Source organism: Mesobacillus jeotgali (assembly GCF_031759225.1).
In the GTDB taxonomy this organism is placed as follows: Bacteria; Bacillota; Bacilli; order Bacillales; family Cytobacillaceae; genus Mesobacillus; species Mesobacillus jeotgali_B.
In genome coordinates, this window is sequence record NZ_CP134494.1 from 4,309,635 (window position 1) to 4,331,216 (window position 21,582).

Genomic DNA, 21,582 nt, shown 5'->3' on the forward strand with positions numbered 1-21,582 from the left:
GGTCTTCTCATTATAAATAGTGGCGTCCAAATCTATTATTTAAACGCCATTGCCGCATTGACGGCTTTTTTCCAGCCATTGTACAGTTGACCACGGTTTTCTTGAGACATCTTTGGTTCAAACTTCCGGTCAATTGACCACTGGGAAGCAATTTCCTGCTGGTCGGCCCAATATCCAACAGCGAGACCTGCTAGATAAGCGGCACCAAGAGCGGTCGTCTCATTGACAACTGGCCTTTCTACAGGAACGTTGAGGATGTCGCTCTGGAAATTCATCAGGAAGTTGTTTTTCACGGCACCTCCATCGACGCGCAGTGTTTTCAGCTCGATACCTGAATCTGCCTCCATCGCAGCCAGTACATCCTTTGTTTGGTACGCCAGCGACTCAAGAGTGGCACGTACGAAGTGCTCTTTGCTCGTTCCCCGGGTTAAACCGAATACAGCGCCTCTTACCTCGCTGTCCCAATAAGGAGTTCCAAGCCCAACGAACGCAGGCACCACATAAACTCCATCAGTGGATTCGACTTTTTCAGCATATGTCTCGCTATCGCTTGCATTTTTGAGCATCCTTAAACCATCCCGGAGCCACTGAAGGGCTGATCCAGCGACAAAAATACTGCCTTCGAGTGCATAATCCACCTTGCCATTCAAGCCCCAGGCAATCGTCGTCAACAAACCATGCTCCGATTCCACCGCTTTTTCGCCTGTATTCATCAACATGAAGCAGCCTGTGCCATACGTATTTTTCCCCATTCCTTCCTCAAAGCATGCCTGCCCGAACAGAGCAGCCTGTTGATCACCTGCGGCCCCAGCGATTGGGACTTCTTGCCCGAAGAAATGATAAGGTACCGTTTTGGCATAGACCTCAGACGAAGGCCGAACCTCCGGCAGCATGGACGCTGGAATGCCAAGGATTCCGAGAAGATCTTCATCCCACTTGAGCTCGTGTATATTGAACATAAGTGTGCGCGATGCATTGCTGTAATCCGTCACATGCACTTGACCTCCAGATAGCTTCCAAATCAGCCATGTATCAATCGTGCCGAAAAGGAGCTTTCCTGCTTCCGCCTTCTCCCTTGCACCATCAACATGATCAAGAATCCATTTCACTTTCGTCCCTGAAAAATAAGCATCGATCAGGAGGCCGGTTTTTTCACGGAAAAGGTCATTGTGGCCCGCCATCTTTAACTCATCACAAATCTGGCTCGTCTGCCGGGATTGCCAAACAATCGCATTATAAACAGGCACTCCCGTTTCTTTATCCCAGACAACCGTCGTTTCCCTTTGGTTAGTGATCCCAATTCCGGCTATTTGTTCTGGTTTTACATTTGATTCCGTGAGAACACTCGCAATAACCGCCAAAATAGAACCCCAAATTTCATTCGCGTTATGCTCAACCCACCCAGGTTTAGGGAATAGCTGAGTAAATTCCTTCTGTGCAACATGGGCGATCTCACCTTTTTTGTTAAAAAGAATAGCCCGCGAGCTTGTCGTACCCTGATCCAATGATAAAATGAATTTTTCCAACGCTGATTCCTCCCCTTAATCAAAAAAGAGAATCCATACAGAAGCTGGCCCAATAACAGGACTTGTCTGTGTGATTCTCCCCGACTCCATCACGATATTTAACTTAATTGCAGTATACATTACACAGAAACCGCTTTCAATAATTTTGGTGTTGGATTCGAATTTTTTCGCCCATTCTTGGATTTTTTCCATACCAGGCTTCTACGCAATCCGTCGTACTTGTAAGTTTCATCAATTCACTTTCCATACTATGGATTTGTTCAAATAAAGTTTTATACTAGCTGCTTCTAAACATTATTAAAAGATTTTATTGATGACACCCATGACCACTTCATAAAATATAATGCTTCCTATGAACATAGCCAAAACAGATCCCAGCATATACAATTTTCTCTTCCACCATGGATATTTTAACAACTTCTTATAAATATAAGGACCGACTCCAATTAATAAGAAGCCCATAATAAAATTCACTGTTTGCTGGTAGATTGTGGCCGGGTTCTCATAGGTGCCCCACTCATAATATTCCATCATTACATTGCCAAGTACTAAAATTAACAGACTATACGAAATCTGAGCAATAAACCACATGACTATAACAGCGTCGAGGTAAAAAAGAAATTCATCCATACTCAATTCCACCTTATATACTCCACATTTTATTTAACAGCCTTGACTGACATCTCGATACTCATCGTCATAAGCACATTTTTCTCCCAGTCTTAATCTCATCTTCAAATATTGTGCTGGCAACACCACCTATCACGAATTCAATAGGACTCTTTATACCTGCCATCCATAGCTCCTAACTAGAAATATAAGGTAATTGATTATAATATCCTATATTAGTAATGCCTTCGTCAAATTGTATTCATTCTCTATTCATTTTTACTTTGAATTTTCAACGCTAAAAAGGACATCCTTAACAGATGTCCTCTCATGATAAAAACATGCCTATTGTAAAATTCTATTTAAGCGTATACCGCTTTATCCCTTCACCCTCAATCATCTCGATCCCTGTCTTTGATTCTACAAAAAAAGTTATATGTCCTTTTGAATTTTTAATCATCTTTTCTCTCAAGTCTTCTGCTTTTTTCCGTTTTTGATTAAAGGAGGATTCTTTCATTTGGATGACAACATGATGGCCATAACTCATTTCTACTTCTGTTCTGCGAATTCCCAAGGCTTTTGTGTTTTTTACATGCATCAGAGAGAACCATATGCAGAAGTCATCGTTGTATGACTTGGTGGGGAATAACCAGATTCCTAAATTACAGTTAACCTTGATCGGGCACATACTGACATTGCCCAGCAATCTTCTTGCACTTTTACGGCCTGTTTTAAAATCAGACCCAAGGCCAATCATCGTTTCATTGATGATTTCTATTGGTTTCATATCAATCAGGAATGTGTCCTCACCATGGATCACCCTGGCATATAGCTTCCCATTCTCATTATATTCCCCAGTCAATAACACCGTTTCTTCGTTGATTATGTAATCCGTTAGCACTTCCATTCTTTATCCTCCTCATAAATCTATTGATTATTTGATAAGAAAAGGTATACTAACATAGTTGGTATACCCAACGGATGTCCTCGGGAGTCAGCCACGACAATTCCCCGAGGGCTATTTTAATTTTTATGTAACGTCCATATCTCACCTCCCAAGTAACCCCTGCAGGTATAATTATATAAATTCTTCCTTTTATAAGTAAATCTGATTTATTTTACGTTCAGCTAGAATGAATCTTACGGAATATTGTCAAAAAATCATTTTTTCAGTATAATATATGTTCATTTCTGTAATTCGCTTTAATTTAAGGCTTTTTTTCTCGGAAACCTTCTTTCCCACCCCTTTTTAATAGCCATCAATAGTGATAACTACTCTAAGTGAAGCCTAAAAAATATTTTCTTCAATAGACATACATTATTCACAATTCAAGGGAAAAATCATTTTTATACTCTTATTACATGAAATTGTCTAATAATTTCTGATATTTGATTTTTGGGTGCTAAACAGTCTCTTTATAGCGCTTTCTTGTATTCAAAATTGATTTTTCAAGAATGGCTCTGCTTCCACTTTCAAAGGTATCTTATAGCTACCCGGGAATATAAGTCAGTCGCGCGCGATCCAGGAAGGATTGCAAATGGACAATTTTGATCAATTAGCCAAACAGTATGAACCTATGATTCACAAAATTATTCGAACACTGCATATCTTTAAAAATCAGAAAGATTATTTCCATGTTGGGCTCGTAGCACTTTGGGAAGCAGCTGAAGCTTTTGATCCGGTTAAAGGGGATTTCTCAAATTACGCCTATAGCTATATTAAAGGCCAAATCCTAAATGAAATGAATCGGAGCAATAAACGTGAGGAAAGAAACGTCTATCCAAAAGAAGATTACTGGGAAACGGTCATTGACCAAAATCCTGGCAGTCCGTTAGAGGTAGAATTTCTTCTTAGTTATTGCGAAACGCTTACCGATAAAGAAACGAAATGGGTTATCTATACTTGTGTGGATTTCTTGTCTATAAAAGAAATTGCCGAAAGAGAACAAGTCTCCTTGTCGGCGGTCAAACAGTGGCGAAGTGGTGCTAAAAGAAAACTTAAGGAGCAATTATTAGAGATTGTTGAGTAATCAATACCATTGACCAATCGGGTAATAAGTTTATTGCCTTCTTCATTTAAAGTTTTTACTCCAAAAAAATAAAGCCTGAAACCATTAATATTCTTGGTTTCAGGCTTTCTATATAATCAATACACTCATCCATTTCACCTTACAAAGCATCCTTCCAGTTCTCTGAAGTCAATTTCATGAATCTTTCTTTGTCCTTATTGGCTAGAGCAAGATCGATTTCTTCATTCCTTCTTTTCTCCAAAAACTCATTCTGGACTTTTTGAATGATCTTGTTTGCCCCATCTGTATACCTTGTCTTTTCTCGCAGCAGAATCAGCTCAGTATTATCCGTATCATGAACAGCGTCCATGTACATATTCAAGTTCATTTCTTCTTTATAATACTTAGAGTTTTTGTCATTTTTCATTATCAATCCCTGCCTTCTGTTTGGGTTTGGTTGTTAGTTACTATTTACCCAATTCTTCAGAAAAATAACTTGGCAAAGAGATTATCTTCTAATTTGATATCCGCAAAGCTTCAACAAAAGATAGTATTAAGGCTAATCTCTGTCGAACATGATTTTCTCCCATTCAAACAGACTTCCCGGGTCAGTTTTACGTTCCGGGGCGTATTCGTCATGACCGATAATATGGTTTCTGTCTCTTTTAATCATCTTGTTCCTTGCCAAAATATCATCTATTAGTAGATTAAGAGCTTGATATTGAGCTTTTGTGTAGCCGATATGTTCTGCGGGTATTTTTCTGTAATGCTCCGGGGACATTATTTGCTGCATTTCCTCTTCCGTCCCAATGGCCATTAATTCAATGCCGATTGAATATTTATTTAAATGATCCTCGAATTCCGGATATCCTTCCATGTTTCCCTTACCTGCATGACGGGCAGCCCGGCTTTCCGGCAGCAGGAAATAAATTTCCCCATCACGATCGATCATATAGTGAGGAGAAACATCGTAATCAATGAAGATATTCCTTACATCTTCATACACATAAGGATTTTCAGTGTTGTTTGCGGCATTACTTATGAAATGCAAAACGATATGGGTTGGTATATTGCTTCGTGGTACGAAATTCATATTTGGAATAAAGTCTTTAGTTACAGGAATTTCTATCTCGGTAGCGATTCTCGGCTTTTCAACCTCTGCTCTGGCCACCGCTTCTTCTTGAACCCTATCTGAACATCCACTCAGAATCAATACTAATAAAATCCCTAACTTTACTAATTTTCCCCTCATTATCATCATGTTCCCCTAACAATCTATCTATATCCCTGAGTAATTCGCTAAATTATTGAAAAACCCTTTGTAATTGATGATATTTTTCACAGTAGTAACCACAGACTTTATTCCTATCTATTTTTATTATTATCAGACCATATTAGTTCTTTATTACCACGACTATTCTATCAAAATAACAAATATTCAGTTTTTTTAATTTTTCAGCAAGGGAACTTTGATAGAATTGAGTTGTTTGATTATGGTAACTAGTTTAATAGCAATATCACTTTAATATACAAGGAGGAAAATGTTAATGAATTACCGTAATAAGTTCTACCGCAAACTTCTATCAGTGGCTGCATCTGCCGCGCTTTTAACTTCCATAGCTGTTCCTGCAGTGTCAGCGAATATGAAGGGCATGAAGCCGGGTAAGCCTTTTGAATTAACAATCATGCACACAAATGATACGCATGCGCACTTAGACTCAGTAGCAAAACGTATCGCAGCAATAAACCAGGTGCGTGAGGAAAACGCTAACACATTATTACTGGATGCCGGAGATGTTTTTTCCGGAACCTTATATTTTAACGAGTTTCAAGGATTGGCAGATTTGGAGTTCATGAATCTTGCAGGTTATGATGCCATGACATTTGGAAACCACGAATTTGATAAAGGAACCGCCACTCTGGCAGACTTTGTTAAAGGAGCGGAATTCCCATTTGTCAGCGCGAACGTCAACTTTGAAAATGACGAAAATATGAGTATGCTTGCAAATAGCGAGTTCTCTTCTGAAGCAAATGATGGAGAAGTCTACAGTGGTGTCGTAAAAGAGGTAAATGGCGAGAAAATTGGAATCTTTGGTCTTACTACTGCTGAAACAGTTGACATTTCAAGCCCTGGAGAAGGAGTCGAATTCGAAGATTACATTGACGAAGCAAAAGAAGCTGTTAAAGCCTTTGAGGAACAAGGAGTCAATAAAATCATCGCTCTTACTCATATTGGTTTGAATGATGGCGGCGGTGACAATGATCTGACATTGGCCGAGGAAGTAGAAGGAATTGATGTAATCGTAGGCGGTCACACTCATGTTAAGTTGACTGAACCAGTATTTATTGAGGCTGGCAAAGAACCTACAGTCATCGTACAGGCAAATGAGTATGGCAAATTTCTTGGTACCCTGGATGTAAAATTCAACAAAAACGGAAGAGTAATCGAATATGCGGGTGAGTTGCTGGATGTTAAAAATTTTGAAGATGATGAAGTAACAGCCCAAATTCTGAACGAGAAATATAAACCTGCAGTTGATGAGATGAAAAATACAGTAATCGGAAATACAACTGTCGATTTAATTGGCGGGAACCCTGCCGCAAGAACAGGTGAAACAAATCTTGGTAACCTGATCACCGATGGAATGCTCGCAAAAGCAAAAACAATCAATCCTGATACTGTCATTGCCGTTCAAAACGGCGGTGGTATCCGTACATCCGTAAATGCTGGAGACATTACGATGGCAAAAGTACTTGAAGTAATGCCATTCGGGAACTCATTGGCCATCATGCAGCTAACAGGTGCCGAAATCAAAGAAGCCTTGGAGCATAGCGTCAAGGATGCCCCGACAGCTTCAGGAGGTTTCCTGCAAGTTTCAGGGTTGAAATTCACGTACGACAGCTCCCTTCCAGCTGGCCAGCGTGTCCAGTCAGTTGAAGTAAAAGAAGATGGCGTTAACTACGTAAGTCTGGATTCTAACAAAACATACGCAGTTGCTACAAACACTTTCACGGCTAAAGGCGGAGACGGATACGAAGTGTTCGGGAAAGCTTACAATGAAGGCCGTGTAAGCGAACCTGGTTTCGTCGACTGGGAAATCTTCACTGAATATGTGAATCAACAAGAAAACAACACAGTAAGTCCTGTTGTTGAAGGCCGTATCGTCGATGTGACAAACTAATAAAGATAGTGCCCAGCAAACCTGGTGAGGTTGCTGGGCTTTTTTATTCATAATAATCTTTCCATATTGAATTCTTCACTTTCCAAATGACGAATACTATATTTGACCCCAGTATGTTCAGATTTTTTCTACTAATTATAGGGAACAAATACTCCATAATTTGGCAGCACATCCACCACTAAAAATAGATTGCTATTTCTATCATCACCGAAGTAATATCTTCTTAATACAACTCACATTTTTAATAGGATGGGTGCGAATTTGATCAACTTCTTGGTGCTTTTTCTGTTTTATTATCCACTTGTCATGGGAATTGTTTGGATTACGGGAAGTTTGATTTATTATGTAAAAAAAGAGAAACGGGATCTCTTCCTCGAACACAGGATGGAGGATCTCCCCTTTGTTTCCTTGCTGATTCCGGCATACAATGAGGAACAGACGATCGAGGAGACGGTAATGTACGCCTCAGAACTCAATTATCCCAATTATGAAGTAATCGTTATCAATGACGGCAGCAAAGACCGAACGATGGCTATACTCAAGTCGTTGCTGGATCTGTATCCGAAACTGCGTGTTGTCAATGTAATGAACAATAAGGGCAAAGCGAATGCGCTGAAACAGGGTGTGTTGGCTTCAAAAGGCGAATTGATTGCGACAATCGACAGTGACGCCATTCTTGACAAGGACGCCTTAAAATATATTGTTCCTCACTTCATCACACCAAACAATGGGGAAAGAGTTGGCGCGGTTACAGGCAATCCAAGGATTCGCAACCGGACCAGCCTGCTGGCAAAAATACAGCTCGTTGAATACGCGAGCATTTTCGGTCTGATAAAAAGGACGCAAAGAGTGCTTGGAAAAGTGATGACCGTTTCCGGGGTGTTTGTCGTTTTTCGTAAAAAAGCCCTCCTGGACGCAGGGATGTGGGATACTGACCTGATCACCGACGATATCGGGATCACCTGGAAGCTGCAAAGGAGATTCTGGGATGTCCGGTACGAACCAAAGGCACTTTGCTGGATGCTCGTTCCGGAAACTTTGAGGGGAATTTGGAAGCAGCGTTTGCGTTGGACCCAGGGCGGCATCGAAGTTATCCTGCGCCATAAGGATATCTTTCTGGACTGGCGACAGCGTAGGTTGTACCCCGTCTATCTCGAGCAGGTACTTAGCGTCCTCTGGTCGATCACCTGGTTCGTCTCATTGCTCATTATGCTTTACAAATTCTCTTTCCAGCAGGAATTCATCATGCCGACATTATGGATCGGAAACTATCTATCTATTATTTGCCTGCTGCAATTCCTGGTCGCCCTTTATATAGAAAGGAAGTATGAAAAAGGAATACTGAAATACATGCTCTGGGGAATCTGGTACCCAATCCTCTACTGGCACATCAATGCCCTGCTTGTCATCAGGGCACTTCCAAGAGGATTAAAAATCCTCAAGAAAAACAAAAACCAATTCGCAACATGGGAGAGCCCGGACCGCGGACTCCATCTGTAAGGAGAAAAAATGATCATACACAGCAAACAGTCGAAGCCGCGAAAAATCATAGATTTGCTCTTCACCTTTTTCGGCTGGCTATTTCTCACCTTGTTCCTGTACAACTTCATCTCTCATTTTGAACGTAACATTGATTTCAAATTTCTTGAAGTGAATTTAGCCAATGCCAACTCAATCCTGCTCATCACCATCCTTGTGGTCATCACAAGTGCTGCTGCCTTGAGCTGGTGGAGTTCATACAACAAACGCAGGTTTGGCCATCTTAAAAGAAGGAACTTCCCTACGCTGACTAGCCAAACAGAGATTGCAGAGTACTATCTGGTGAAAAAAGATGACTTAACACGAATTCATACTGAAAGATATATTGAAAGATAACAGATTATGATTATCTTTTCATGCTAATGGACTTCTCTTTTACATTTTTACCTCATATCCATGTCGAAAAATATTAGTAGAATGATAGCCTGTAGAGTATTCCATTTTATTCCACTATCCGCAATAATAGAAAGTGGTTAAAATATTCTAGAAATCTATTTGAATTGTAGGAGGAAGCGTTACTTTGAAGAGGGTCATATCAATCTTGTTGGTTATTGCATTGTCACTGGGCACTTTGCCATTTGCTGCTTTTGCAGCTGTCGATTCGATGAGTTCAGAGTTCCAAAACTACCTTAAAGAAACCGGGATGACAGAGAGTCAGTTCACCGATTATTTAACCGATGTCCATGGGGCTGCACTTGAGGAATTTGAAACACTTGAAGATTTACAGACTTACTTAGGACCTTTAGTAGATGAAGAAAATCTGCAAGAGTTACTAATTGAGTTGGAACTTACTGAGGAAGAGTTAGACGCACTGCTTTTAGAGAACGGAAAAGCCTTAGAGCAATATATATTTGTCGGTGATCTTTACTATGATGTTACAAACTGGCTTTTCCCTGAGGAACAGACTCCGATTACGGATGAAAACCTTCAGACCCTCCTTGAAGAATTTGAATTCAACTCAGTCGAAGAGCTTGAGTCATTCTTAAATGAGTATGATGACTCCATTGAAAATTATGAATTCATCGAAGATCTTGAATTTGCCATTGCAACTTACTACCTTTCCGATGCTGAGGAAGAGCTTCTTGCAGTAATGGATTCTATAGGATTAACTGAGGAAGAAGCTGAAAAACTAACCAACCACTTCATCTCCTTAATGGAGGATCCAAATTTTAATGAAGAGCAGTTTATGGCATCATTGGAAGACATCAGCAACCGTTTGCTAGCGTTTCCCGAGTTTGAAAGTGCTTCAGAGTTAACCGCTGAGCAAATTGCTGAGTTTATAGATATTTGGGATGAGTTACTTAATCTTCTGGATACAAAGGTTGAATATTATTTAACAAAAGACGGTAAATCAACACCAATCTCGTTTGCAACCTTGATAAAAATGGAAGATATCAATGGCTCAGATTTGTTAATAAAAATTTATTCTAAGTCGGGCGAGTTTTTAGCAGACATGATTGTAACAAAAGAGATGTTTGGCTCAGACTTTGTAGAAGAAACAGGCAAGAACCTTAAGGATACAAAAGAGGCTGCAAAAGAGGTAAAGGAAGCAGTTGATAAGGTTCCTGCGAAGGTTCCTGTCAAGACTGTTAGTGGAGGCAAATTACCAAACACCGCTTCTGACTATCTTCAAAATTCACTGGCTGGACTTGGTGTACTCTTGCTTGGAGCACTCGTATTCAGGAAAGTGAAGATGAGACGTGTCTAATGTAAAGAAGAGAAAAAGAAGAACCAGAAATCTGGTTCTTCTTTCCGTATCTGTTGGCATCATTGTTATGGGTATTTGGTTTAGTGGGACGAATGCCTATAAGTTCATGAAAGGATATCTTCTATTTAAGACAGGAGATGCAAATACCATAATGACTTCCACAGCTACACCTGAACTAAAGGATACCCAAAAGAAAAAAGCTGAGCTATATCCCGACCGACCTAAAATAGGTGATATGATGGGCAGCCTTTCCATCCCAAAGATTGACGCTAATTTGCCAATCTACCATGGAACTGATGAGGATGAGCTGGAGAAAGGAGTGGGTCATTTTGCAGGCAGCGTGCTTCCTGGGGAAAGAGACAATTCAGTTCTTTCAGGGCATCGTGATACCGTATTCCGGAAACTTGGTGATGTAGGAAAAGGTGACTTACTTGAAGTGACAACCGAAGCTGGAACGTTTACCTACAAAGTGCGTAAGGTGCGGATTGTGGATGCAGATGACAGAACGGTCATCGTCCCGACACCAAGACCTACCCTAACTGTCAGTACCTGCTACCCCTTTGATTACATCGGTGACGCTCCAGAACGATATATTCTAGTAGCAGATTTAATAGGAAGTAAAGAGTAATATCCTGCTCCAATTCTTCAATTTAACTTAACCACCAGAGTGAGCCATCAAGGGTCACTCTTTTTTTATTTTTTATTATGCGAAGGTTGTATGTCAGTAAATAAGAATTCTTAGTGGATTACCTCTTACTCCTTAATGGAGCTATCCCATGGCACCGAGCACAATAAACTTCCCTTACACTGCCTAAGCCTCTTACCTTACGACCTTCCTATCACAATAAACAGGAAAATAGAAACAAACGCTAATGCGCCTTTTTTTATATCTAAACTACTAATATACTCAAGGTTCCTAGTTCATTCCTATCATTTATTTCGTAAAACGAAATATTCGACAAATTACAGCAACGTTTTCTCTTTTAAACATTTTAATATAGTTATGAAATTACTTTACTAGTTTAAGGAGTGAAAGAGTTTATGAAAAATAATAAAGTACTCACAGGTTTAAGTGTTCTGGCATTGTGCACAGCTCTTGCGACACCTACACTAGCTACCAACTCACCTAACGGTAACCTTTACAATGACAATCAGGTTTATTCTGTAAATGGTTATACGGACTATGCTGAAATGGTTAAAAGACTTCAGCAAATTGAAGCGAACAGCCAGGGCCGAGTCGCTTTGGAGGTCGTTGGCCAATCAAACCAGGGGAGAGATATTTTCCAGGCTAGAGTTGGGACAGGTGAAAAGGTTGTCCTGATTGAAAGCGAGATCCACGGAAATGAAAATACCGGAACTGAGGCCTTGCTTAGCATGCTTCAATACCTCGGATCCAGCAATTCTCCTGAGGCACAAAAGATCCGTGAGAAAATCACCCTTGTCACTTTGCCAAAGATGAATCCAGATGCCTCGGAACTGGATCGACGAGGAAATGACATGTCATGGGAAGAAGTTGTCGCAGCCTTCCCTCAGCTGGCTGATGCTGCGGGACCTGCATGGAATTACTATAACAACCGCATTATCCAGGACAGAGACTATAACGGCAGACCTGGATTTGATGTGAACCGCGACTTCAATCCAGACTTGAACTATGTCCCGCAGGCATCCGACTTCCCTGGAAATTCAAGCAAGGCGGGCTGGTACATCACACCTGAGTCTCAAACTGTACGCGATGTTTACAAGTCACTGCAAACAGAGTTCGGAAAGGTAGATGTATTCATTGACCTTCATCACCAGGGCCAGTATTACGTAGAAGGAACCGATGACCTTGTCACCATGTCCCTTTCAGCTGACTTCGTTCCGGATCCAAACACTTCGGAAGGAGCCAAGTATGCCCAGTATGCGGACAACTACAATTTCGAGTTCTCCAAGCAATTGAATCTGGCAGCATACAATGCGCTGCAATCACTGGGCGAAAACTCACCTTTCAGTAACATCACCTTATACCAGCAAAACCTGGACCTTCCAGGGACAGCTCTGGGAAGCTTCGCATTGAATGGCAGCGGTACAGTCCTTTTTGAAGTTAGAGGCCAATCGCATTCATTAGGGCAAAAGAAGAAAGGCCAACTGGTTAAAGCTGTCGAAACGGGATTATACGGAATCATCAATGGTGTGGTAGATGGTTCGGTGGAGGAACTAGACGCCGCTGAATATGATAACATCCCTCAAACTGCATATTCACCAAGTCTATAAGATGAGTAAGAAAAGCGGAGGAATGAATCCTCCGCTTTTTTGAGCTTATTAGTGAAATCCTCTCCCCTAAAAGCCAATCAGCGCGGCAAGGCTCCTGACACGTTCCTGAAAAGACAGATCCACTTTTATAAATGGCCTTTCATTTAGATAGAGCAAACCTAATAAAAGCATCATAAGGAACATTGGGTATAGACGAAATACTTTTGAAAAGATCACATATTTATTAACAACCAAATAAGCAAGTCCTAGCATAATGCCAATTCCCATACTAACCCCTGCAATATTAAACACTGCATCAAGAAACTCTGCGCTTCTGCCAGGATCCAATAACTGTCGATACTCCTCTATGATTCCAACCGTCACCAGAGAATACCAAACGACTTTTAGCTTGTGTTTGACATTATTAGGACCTGAAATAATAAGAATGAATATACCTATCAATGTTGATGCTCCTAAAAAACCTATAAAATGCATTAGCTTGTCCAGCCCGAATATCATTGGAAAATTCAACAATCCGACCACCCTTTCCACTATCAGCCTTACCAGAGGTATGGTATGCTCTGATAATCAGTAGAGCGGGTAACATCTTCTGTTGTCCTATAAAAATGAAAAAGGAAGACAAGGGATCTCTCCCTTGTCTTCCTTAAAAATTATTCTTAATGAATTCTTCCTCTTCTGCTGAGCTCATGATGCCGTAAGCTCTGCCTACTGTTCCACCTTGCCATTGCCAGAAAAAATTGTGATCATAGTCTACCGTTTGAAAATCTCCGCTTTTCCATTTCTTTGCTATGTCCATCAAGTCTTTCTTTGTGGCAAAGTTTGACTTCTCCAGAAACTCTAGAACTTGTGAAACAGTATGTTCTGACATTGGAATAGCTCCCCATTTGTCTTCAGCTTTCACCTTCTGGTGAGTCATCTTGTGCATGATATCGATGATCTCACGTTCAGTCGTGGCATCAGTCAGCTTCAATTCGAAAATTTGACCACCGATATTTTTAGTTTGCTCTTGATATTCCTCCTGTTTACTTGCATAAGGTGAATCATCATTTTCTTCAGGTGCTGCAACTGAGCGAGCTTCATTATCGGTATTGTTCTCTTGGTAATTTTCAACGTTATCTAATATTTTATATGTCCCGTAACCGAACCCAATAACCAGACCGATGACAACCCCTATAATGATCAGTATTTTCTTCAATATACTCTCCCCCAATTACACTATGCTGCAGTCTTCAACAAGGATAGAAAACTATATTATAAGGTACATACTCCCAATGAATTCCATTTATTAGTATAGTATAACATATTCAGGAATCTTGGGACGCAGGAACGGTTCGAGACCACTGAAAAAGTGCCCTTTTTTCCAAAAGGAAATCTCCATTTCTAGGATGCTTCCAGAAAATGAAGATTTTCATTTGGTATTTTGAAATAAATGACAATAAATCGTGTGGAAACAGACTTATTAGAGGATAGGATTTTCGCTATCCTCTTTAAGTTTACCGCCAATGCGGTTAATTTTGCTTGTAAGCCCATGCTTTTTAGACCGTACCCTCTGGCACGATCTAACCCGTGGAAGTTTTTCATTTCCCCGTTCTTCCATTCCTGACAAGCTCTTTTCTTATATTTTACTTTGAACTCATCCGTCTTTTGTTCCTGGCTGTATCCATAGAATTCTGGGGTGTTGATTCCAACGTCCAATATTCTTCCTACTCTGGTTCCTTTGACGCATTGATCCCGGAGTGGACATACTCTGCATTTTTCCCTTTCAAAATAATACTTGTAGGATTGCTTACCGCTTTTTTTCTTTTGGTGAACTTTCCTTACTGTTTGATTGCCCTGTACACAAAACCATTCATCAGAATCTTTGTTATAGCTATATAAATCCTCGTCAATTTTATAAGCCATTTCACTTACTGGTATGTATGGCTTGGCTCCCGCTTCCTTAATTTTGTCCAATATTGGCTTTCTGAAATAGGCTTTATCCCCATAGACTTCGTCTATTGTCATTCCACTTTTTTTCGTTAGCTCCAATAACTGATCAAACTTTTCCCCATCCACATAGGCGCCATTCCCTACATGTACAGCTGTAATAATACGGTCTTCGGTTGTGATCATAAATTCAGTCTTATATCCAAAGAAATGGGATGTCTTACTCTTATGACCAACTCTGGCGTCCTGGTCCACAATAGAGCGAACCCCTTTTTGTTCAATAAATTTAGGGTCCTGTAAGATTTCTTTCGCATTCTCTAGTAATCTCTTGGTTTTTGGGATGTTTTCTGATTCTAGATGTTCTTCTACATTTGAAATGGTTTCTTCAAGATAGGATTTCATTGTCGCTTTGGCTTCTTTATGATCTTCGATTTCTTTATAGTCGGGAATATCTTGATTGATTTCCTTCGGAACTTCGCCACACTCTTCCTCTACGGTCTTAAAGATCTTTTTCGCCAGTCTTTTCATAACTCTTTCTGCGGTACATTTAAAGGTGTTGGCCTCTGAATGGGTTGTATCAATGCTTATCCCAGATGATTTTAGGATTCCTTTTTCCACACCTTGTTTATTGATTTCAACGATGATCTCATCAATCGTAAGATTGCCTTCTAATTTATGCTTGCGAAATTTAGCCAATAGACTTGGATGGGGCAAATCGTCCTCTGGATTAATACCGAGGAAGTACATGAAAGCCAGGTTTAATGAAGCTTCTTCGATTACCTGTTCATCGGATAGATTATAGAGGTATTGCAGCACTAAAAGTTTAACCATAAGCTCCGGCTCTTTTGCAGGTCGGCCATAGTACTTACAATAGGATTTTTCGAGTTTGTCATTGATGAAACTAAAATCTACCACGTCTTTAAGCAATTTCAGCTTATGATTTTCGGGGATTTTATTGTATAATACGGAGTAGATGCTTAACTGCATATCTTTGTCTTTAAGCATAAAAAGAAAACCTTCTTTCTCTTGTATAATTGGTTCTTGGTCGATTCAATTATATCAAATTTAAGAAGGTTTTCTTTTTTATTGTCCAAAATCATCATTTCCACTTAACTGGAAGTGTTTTTCAGTGGCTTCGAACGGTTCTTATGTCCCAAGAGAGGTTACTATTATCTTTTTCTCCGGTCACTTACAATACCTTTTAATGTTTTGTGAATTACTGGATAATCTTTCTTAGAAATTGCATAGTAGGTTGGTATGTAAATAGATTTCCCGTCTTCAATAATCAGTACAAATGCAGGAGTTTTTATTCCTAAGTACTCGGTCCGGATATCATTCTCTTCTTCAATATGTTTAATAGAATCCAATTTAATTGTTTTGTTTTTCACTATAATATTTTCCATATCGTAACGGAACATTTGGTTATTCTTTAATAACAGGCGAATGAGCATCACTGACATCCTTCCAAAAAAGCCAATTCCGAGAACACCTACTGTCACAGAGATGACTTTCCTTGGCGTAGGAGCCTCCAAATAAATAGATGCAAGAATTAGAGCCACACCAGTAACGATAAAGAGTGCACAAATCAACAAACGGCCGATAATGGTCGAGGTCCGATAATTTACTACCTTCATATTTCCACCCTATTCTAAGATATTAATGCTACTACCAAAGAGTTTTCCAATAATTGTATTATATTCTAAGAAGGAATCTAAGACTAATGTTTACCCGTCAAAAAAGAAGCAACATAACGACCTCTCATGTATTTTTGTTAGAATATAAAAGAAAAATAAGGTGTGGTTGAATTCAAATAAAAAACCGGCTACAGGATCACACCCATGACCGGCCTTTTAATTATTTCCTACTAGCCTTCTAATACCCTGTCTCTATCATTCTCACAAAATCTTCTAAAGTATGATTCTGCAAAATCATAATCCGTGGCAGTTCGTATCGGTCACTCTGGTCTGTGCTGAGTCCGCCGCCTACTTTGAATGCGCCTTTAAATTCTAATTCTTCTAAAACGGAGATTGTATCGGCATTGTAGCTTCCATATGGATAGGCAAAGGTATTTGTTGTTCTGCCTGTCAGGTCTTTAAGGGCTTTTGTTGCTTCATTGATTTCTGTGTATTGCTGCTCCCTGCTTAGATCGGCAAGGGCTGGGTGGGTTACTGAATGATTTTGGATGTCTACTCCGTTTTCCATTACGGTCAGAAGTTCGTTTGAAGTCATATTCCAGCTGCCATCTACCCAATCTGACACCGTGAATTGAGTGGCTTCCATTCCATACTTCTGCAAGACTGGATACACATAAGGATAAAAGTCATTCGAATTGTCATCAAATGTCAGGAGAATAGGCTTCTTTGGCATTGCCGCTTTCTTATCAAGAATGTTGAAGTATTGCTTCATTGTTAAAGTGCGGTAACCATTTTCATGGAGATAAGCCATATGCTTTTCGAATTCTTCAAGACTGTATTGATAAGGATTATTCGGGTCCGGGTCAGGTTTCACGACATGATAGAGCAGGACTGGAATTTCCACCTGTTCAGTTTGTTTAGCGCTGGCTGGCAACTGGTATTGAGTACTAGCAATTAATAATAGGATCAAAGCCATAAACAGTCCTTTTAATTTTTTCATCAGCATCGTTCCCTCCTATTTTTGGCTGCCTACACTTTGTTGTTCTAAACAACAAAGTGTAGGCAAAAAAACCTAAGGAATTACAAACCACTACTAAGCTTTTGTTCTAGTCAATAATCGCCCAATAAGCCGGCTTTGCATTGTATTTATTATCAAAGACAAATGGCGCATCTACTCCAACACCGTCATTGTACTGTTCTGCGCGGTCGTTCAACCAAGTATGGTTATCTGCCACACCCCAGAATGTCACACTGCTGATCTTATCTCCCAGCTCTTCATATAATTCGAACAGCTGGTCATAGCGGACTGCCTGGCGCTCGAATTCACTTTCCGGGATTTCGTCATAAGTTGGGTAAGCAGGTCTTGGCGGCCAGCCATAAAGACTAACATCCAGTTCCGTAATTTGATTATCAAGACCGAGTCCGGCAAACAGATTAATAGAATCCTCTATTTCCTGAAGAGATGGCCAGCCGATCTGGATATGTGCCTGATGTCCAACTCCATCAATTGGAACACCTTCCTCAACCAATTCCTTCACCAGGTTGTACAAGTGGGTTCTCTTTGGTTCTACCTCAGTATTGTAGTCATTGATGTAAAGCTTAGCGTCCTTTGCCGCAAATCGATTCGCGGTTTCGAAAGCAACCTTGATATAATCTGTACCCGTGATTTGATACCATGGGGATTCACGTAAACCCTTATCGTTGGGCGCATACTCATCAATTACTTCATTGACTACATCCCAGGAGCTAACATCATTTTTATAGCGCTTGACGATCGTTTTAACATGAGTTTCCAATCGTTTAAGCAACAGCTTTTTGTTCTTTTCACGCTGCTTTGGATCGGTTTCATCGACCATCTTGTTTCCTTCTTCATCTAAGAAAAACCACTCTGGGACTTGACTGTGCCAAATCAGCGTATGGAAACGCAGCTCCATATCATTCTCTTTTGCAAACTTAACGATTTTATCCGCTTCCTCGAAGGTGAACTTCCCTTCTTCAGGCTGGATATTGATCGGTTTCATGACATTCTCAGCAACAATGCTGTTAAAATGGCGCTTAAGAACGTCAGCATCTTTCCCTTCAAACATGTAAGGCTCGACAGCTGCACCAATATCGAATGAATCAGCATACCTTTCATCAAGTTCTACTTCGACATCTAATGCACTAATCGGTTCAGCTGCTGCAACATTGGATAATCCGGCAGGTAAAAATAGGGCCAAAGCCAATCCAGTAAGAAATGGTTTACGCAATACTTTTAACATGTTATGATTTCCCTCTTTCTCAATTTGTTTTTACACTTTTTACAGATCGAACGAATTCTCCCCCCTATGCAGTTTGCTTGCCAGGAACAAAAGAAAGGGCTTTCATGGAAGTGTAAAAAAATATGCAGCTGTTACCTGACTTGATATGATTATATCAACACAAAACTTAGTTTATCCACTTAATAAACTAATAATTTAAAGTTTTCTCTAAAAATGATAAAATATTACTAGATGGAAAGTATCCTGATATACAACTTACCTGAAATAGACATCTCACCAGTTAATATGAAAGGAGATATAATAATAAATACAAATACTAATAGAAAAGAAAGGCGAGACAACAGTGCTGAAACAACTAAAAAAATGGAATACATTACGAAACCAAATCTTAATTATCTTTTTACTAGTTATGGTCATTGTTTTACTGATTGTCAGCCTTCTTACATTAGGACAAGTTTCAGCATTGCTGACAAATAACGCTGAAAAGCAAATACAACAGGTAGCGATTGAAGCCAATGGACGAATCGAATCTCTCTACGAGCAGATCAATATGAATTCAAAACTTGTTATAACCGATGAACAAGTTCAAAGAGTCTTAACGAATGTCCATGATGGAAAACCTGTATCCTTCGGTGACCGGCAGCAATTAATGGGGCATATCAACAGAATTATCGGGAATACCGATGGAATTTTTTCCTTTCAGCTCTTTTCTGCAAAGAAGCAGCGTGTCCTACCTCTTGATGAAGATAGATTGATCAATCGAGTCGGCCAAAAGTGGATTGAGGAAGCAAATCAGGCAAAAGGGCGAATCGTTTGGATTGGTGAAGATCCAAATGATAAAAATTATTTCCTGGCCATCCGAAGAGTCAACTTAATGGAAAGGCAATATAGAAGTGGCGGTTATCTTTTAATCAGCATAAATCGAAATCATTTTCGCTTTGCGAATGAAAAGTATGATAACGACCAATACTCGATTCTTTTGGATCAGCATCAAAAGCCGATCATCCAAAATTATCCTGGCGATATGAGGAGTATCATTGAAAGCACTGAAAACGAAGTGCAGCTAAATGAGCGGGACTATATCGTCACAAAGCAATCATCCGACCTTACAGGCTGGACCGTCTTCATTTTAACCCCTGTAAACAAATTGACCGAAGGAATGTCTTGGATCAGGGACGGCATCATCTTATCTGGAGTTGTCGGCTTCATCATATTTTCCATCAGTTCCTTTTTTCTTTCAACCATCATCACAAGGCCAATATTAAAATTGACACAAACGATGCAGCGGGCCGGAGATGGTTCATTAACAATGAATCCGGAAGTTTATTCAGTAAATGAAATCAACGAATTAAATAGTACCTATAATCAGCTGGTGAAAGAAACCAATCATTTAATGCAAATGGTTTATCAAAAAGAGATTTTACGTAATCGAAGTGAATTGTAAGCGCTTCAAGCGCAGATTAATCCTCATTTTCTCTTTAACACACTGGATGCACTTCATTGGTCACTTGATGAAAAAAATGAGGACGAGCTGGCCGAACTTGTTATAGCCATGTCAGATTTATTCCGATATACCATCACGAGAGAAACCGATGACGATTGGGTGTATCTGAAGGACGAAATCAAGCATATCAGCGACTATATGGAAATTATGAAAATGCGTTTTGGTGACAGGTTACAGTGGAATGTCTCTGTGCCTGCAAAATATGAACATGTCAGGATTCCGAAGCTGATCATACAGCCATTGGTGGAAAATGCAATCCTCCATGGAGCTGGAAACAAAGCCGGAAACAGCCAGATATCGGTCACAGTTGAGCCAGTAACAAATAAGGATGAAGAAAGAATCCGTATTTCTGTAAAAGATGATGGATCCGGGATGGATCCAGTGAGGCTTTCAAAGATCATCCAATCGATGGAATCTGGAGGTACAACTTCTGCGAACGGCAAAGGAATGGCCATTTCAAATGTCTATAAGCGTTTAAAATTATACTATCAAGGCATTTCACATCCAGACCTTTTGATTGAGAGTGAGTTAGACCAGGGAACTTTGATTACATTCGAACTACCGGTTAGGGGAGGCGATTAATATGGTGACTAAAAATATACTGATTGTGGATGATGAGCCGAGAACGAGACAAGGCTTGCAAAGGACACTTGAAAACTGGAACAACGGCGATTATGCCATCCTCACTGCGGAAAGCGGTGAGGATGTCCTGCGGATAGTCGAGGAAAAGAAGATTCATATTTTACTTTCTGATATCCGAATGCCTGAAATGACAGGATTGCAGTTATTGAAGACACTGAAGGAAAAAGGAATGGCTCCAGTAGTGATTGTGATTTCTGCTTACTCCGAATTTGAGTATGCACAGCAAGCGTTGAAGCTCGGTGTCGTCAATTACCTTTTAAAACCCATTGGGAAGAAGAAGCTGATTGAAGCCGTAGAAGATGCAGTGATGGTCATGGAGAAGCAAGTAAGGGCCGGATTGATTGAAAAAGTGGTGGACAAAAAAATAGCCGATGCCAGCAACAAGATGGACACGACCAAGGATACCATCCGCAAGGCCATGATCTATATTGACCAGAATTTAAAGGAAGAAATCACCCTGAAAGACGTTGCTGCTCAAGTACACTTGAACCCAAGCTATTTTAGCGTGCTGTTCAAGGAGCAAGTGAATCTGAATTTCAGTGAATATGTGACCAGACGCAGAATCCAGCGCGCAAAGGAATTAGTTCTTTCTACTACCCTCCCTATTAACGAAATAGCAGAAGATGTCGGCTATAAAACATCGAAATATTTCATTAAAATCTTCAAGGAAATTGAGGGCATGACACCTAGCGCTTACCGAAAAACCGGAAATGAAAGGGCTTTCTAAAAATAGTAGTATTTTTCCTAATCATAGTTGCCTTTTTTGGTCTGCCCCCTGGTGTTAGACTT

Annotated in this window: 21 protein-coding genes and 1 pseudogene; 11 read left to right on the forward strand and 11 right to left on the reverse strand. The window is 40.1% G+C overall.

Annotated elements, in window-relative coordinates:
* Positions 1–35 precede the first annotated feature (35 nt).
* The 3 genes from glpK to RH061_RS21555 all read right to left on the reverse strand — a co-directional run bounded on the left by glpK (position 36) and on the right by RH061_RS21555 (position 3,042).
* The gene (glpK, locus tag RH061_RS21545) at positions 36–1,526 is read right to left on the reverse strand and encodes a glycerol kinase GlpK (RefSeq protein WP_311072808.1); all 1,491 of its coding nucleotides are present in this window, start codon (positions 1,524–1,526) and stop codon (positions 36–38) included.
* Positions 1,527–1,823: 297 nt separating this feature from the next.
* Positions 1,824–2,156 carry a hypothetical protein gene (locus RH061_RS21550; protein WP_311072809.1) on the reverse strand — a complete coding sequence of 111 codons (333 nt, stop codon included), beginning with the start codon at positions 2,154–2,156 and terminating at the stop codon, positions 1,824–1,826.
* Between the two features lie 337 nt (positions 2,157–2,493).
* Complete coding sequence (locus RH061_RS21555; protein ID WP_311072810.1) at positions 2,494–3,042, reverse strand: competence protein ComK; 549 nt, start codon at positions 3,040–3,042, stop codon at positions 2,494–2,496.
* Between the two features lie 631 nt (positions 3,043–3,673).
* Between RH061_RS21555 and RH061_RS21560 the strand changes: the two genes are divergently transcribed.
* Positions 3,674–4,165 (forward strand): sigma-70 family RNA polymerase sigma factor, encoded by a 492-nt coding sequence (locus RH061_RS21560; protein WP_311072811.1) that lies wholly within the window; start codon positions 3,674–3,676, stop codon positions 4,163–4,165.
* 139 nt (positions 4,166–4,304) lie between these two features.
* Here the strand turns inward: RH061_RS21560 and RH061_RS21565 are convergent, their stop codons facing one another.
* Both RH061_RS21565 and RH061_RS21570 read right to left on the reverse strand, forming a co-directional pair.
* Entirely contained in the window at positions 4,305–4,571 is a 267-nt protein-coding gene (locus RH061_RS21565; protein ID WP_311072812.1) for an IDEAL domain-containing protein, read from the reverse strand.
* Between the two features lie 132 nt (positions 4,572–4,703).
* Positions 4,704–5,396, reverse strand: a complete 693-nt coding sequence (locus tag RH061_RS21570; RefSeq protein WP_311072813.1) for an N-acetylmuramoyl-L-alanine amidase — start codon at positions 5,394–5,396, stop codon at positions 4,704–4,706.
* 295 nt (positions 5,397–5,691) lie between these two features.
* Here RH061_RS21570 and RH061_RS21575 point away from each other — a divergent pair, with 295 nt between their 5' ends.
* From RH061_RS21575 to RH061_RS21600, 6 genes are all read left to right on the forward strand, one after another.
* Entirely contained in the window at positions 5,692–7,326 is a 1,635-nt protein-coding gene (locus RH061_RS21575; RefSeq protein ID WP_311072814.1) for a bifunctional metallophosphatase/5'-nucleotidase, read from the forward strand.
* Positions 7,327–7,587: 261 nt separating this feature from the next.
* Positions 7,588–8,826, forward strand: coding sequence for a poly-beta-1,6-N-acetyl-D-glucosamine synthase (gene pgaC, locus RH061_RS21580; RefSeq protein WP_311072815.1), 1,239 nt, complete (start codon positions 7,588–7,590; stop codon positions 8,824–8,826).
* A 9-nt stretch (positions 8,827–8,835) separates the two neighbouring features.
* A complete protein-coding gene (gene pgaD, locus RH061_RS21585) occupies positions 8,836–9,201 on the forward strand; it encodes a poly-beta-1,6-N-acetyl-D-glucosamine biosynthesis protein PgaD (protein ID WP_311072816.1) in 366 nt (121 codons plus the stop codon).
* 184 nt (positions 9,202–9,385) lie between these two features.
* Positions 9,386–10,573, forward strand: coding sequence for a processed acidic surface protein (locus RH061_RS21590; protein WP_311072817.1), 1,188 nt, complete (start codon positions 9,386–9,388; stop codon positions 10,571–10,573).
* A gap of 67 nt (positions 10,574–10,640) precedes the next feature.
* The gene (locus tag RH061_RS21595) at positions 10,641–11,201 is read left to right on the forward strand and encodes a class D sortase (protein ID WP_396654906.1); all 561 of its coding nucleotides are present in this window, start codon (positions 10,641–10,643) and stop codon (positions 11,199–11,201) included.
* Between the two features lie 413 nt (positions 11,202–11,614).
* Positions 11,615–12,826: a M14 family zinc carboxypeptidase gene (locus RH061_RS21600; RefSeq protein WP_311072819.1), complete on the forward strand. Its 1,212-nt coding sequence runs from the start codon at positions 11,615–11,617 to the stop codon at positions 12,824–12,826.
* A gap of 66 nt (positions 12,827–12,892) precedes the next feature.
* On the opposite strand, the gene RH061_RS21605 is transcribed toward RH061_RS21600, so the two are convergent.
* The 6 genes from RH061_RS21605 to RH061_RS21630 form a co-directional block, all read right to left on the reverse strand.
* Positions 12,893–13,336 (reverse strand): VanZ family protein, encoded by a 444-nt coding sequence (locus tag RH061_RS21605; protein WP_311072820.1) that lies wholly within the window; start codon positions 13,334–13,336, stop codon positions 12,893–12,895.
* Between the two features lie 133 nt (positions 13,337–13,469).
* Complete coding sequence (locus RH061_RS21610) at positions 13,470–14,021, reverse strand: DUF6241 domain-containing protein (RefSeq protein ID WP_311072821.1); 552 nt, start codon at positions 14,019–14,021, stop codon at positions 13,470–13,472.
* A 185-nt stretch (positions 14,022–14,206) separates the two neighbouring features.
* Positions 14,207–15,757, reverse strand: a complete 1,551-nt coding sequence (locus tag RH061_RS21615) for an IS1182 family transposase (RefSeq protein WP_311072822.1) — start codon at positions 15,755–15,757, stop codon at positions 14,207–14,209.
* 164 nt (positions 15,758–15,921) lie between these two features.
* A complete protein-coding gene (locus RH061_RS21620) occupies positions 15,922–16,386 on the reverse strand; it encodes a DUF5381 family protein (protein WP_311072823.1) in 465 nt (154 codons plus the stop codon).
* A gap of 238 nt (positions 16,387–16,624) precedes the next feature.
* Complete coding sequence (locus tag RH061_RS21625; RefSeq protein WP_311072824.1) at positions 16,625–17,386, reverse strand: polysaccharide deacetylase family protein; 762 nt, start codon at positions 17,384–17,386, stop codon at positions 16,625–16,627.
* 106 nt (positions 17,387–17,492) lie between these two features.
* A complete protein-coding gene (locus tag RH061_RS21630; RefSeq protein ID WP_311072825.1) occupies positions 17,493–18,647 on the reverse strand; it encodes an endo-1,4-beta-xylanase in 1,155 nt (384 codons plus the stop codon).
* Positions 18,648–18,990: 343 nt separating this feature from the next.
* Here RH061_RS21630 and RH061_RS21635 point away from each other — a divergent pair, with 343 nt between their 5' ends.
* From RH061_RS21635 to RH061_RS21650, 4 genes and pseudogenes are all read left to right on the forward strand, one after another.
* Positions 18,991–20,091 carry a sensor histidine kinase gene (locus RH061_RS21635; RefSeq protein WP_311072826.1) on the forward strand — a complete coding sequence of 367 codons (1,101 nt, stop codon included), beginning with the start codon at positions 18,991–18,993 and terminating at the stop codon, positions 20,089–20,091.
* Between the two features lie 12 nt (positions 20,092–20,103).
* Positions 20,104–20,313 (forward strand): annotated as a pseudogene (locus tag RH061_RS21640) (histidine kinase); the annotation flags it as partial.
* Positions 20,305–20,733, forward strand: a complete 429-nt coding sequence (locus RH061_RS21645) for a sensor histidine kinase (protein ID WP_311076496.1) — start codon at positions 20,305–20,307, stop codon at positions 20,731–20,733. The pseudogene RH061_RS21640 and the gene RH061_RS21645, both read left to right, overlap by 9 nt.
* Before the next feature lies 1 nt (position 20,734).
* Positions 20,735–21,520 (forward strand): response regulator transcription factor, encoded by a 786-nt coding sequence (locus RH061_RS21650; RefSeq protein WP_311072827.1) that lies wholly within the window; start codon positions 20,735–20,737, stop codon positions 21,518–21,520.
* Positions 21,521–21,582: the final 62 nt, after the last annotated feature.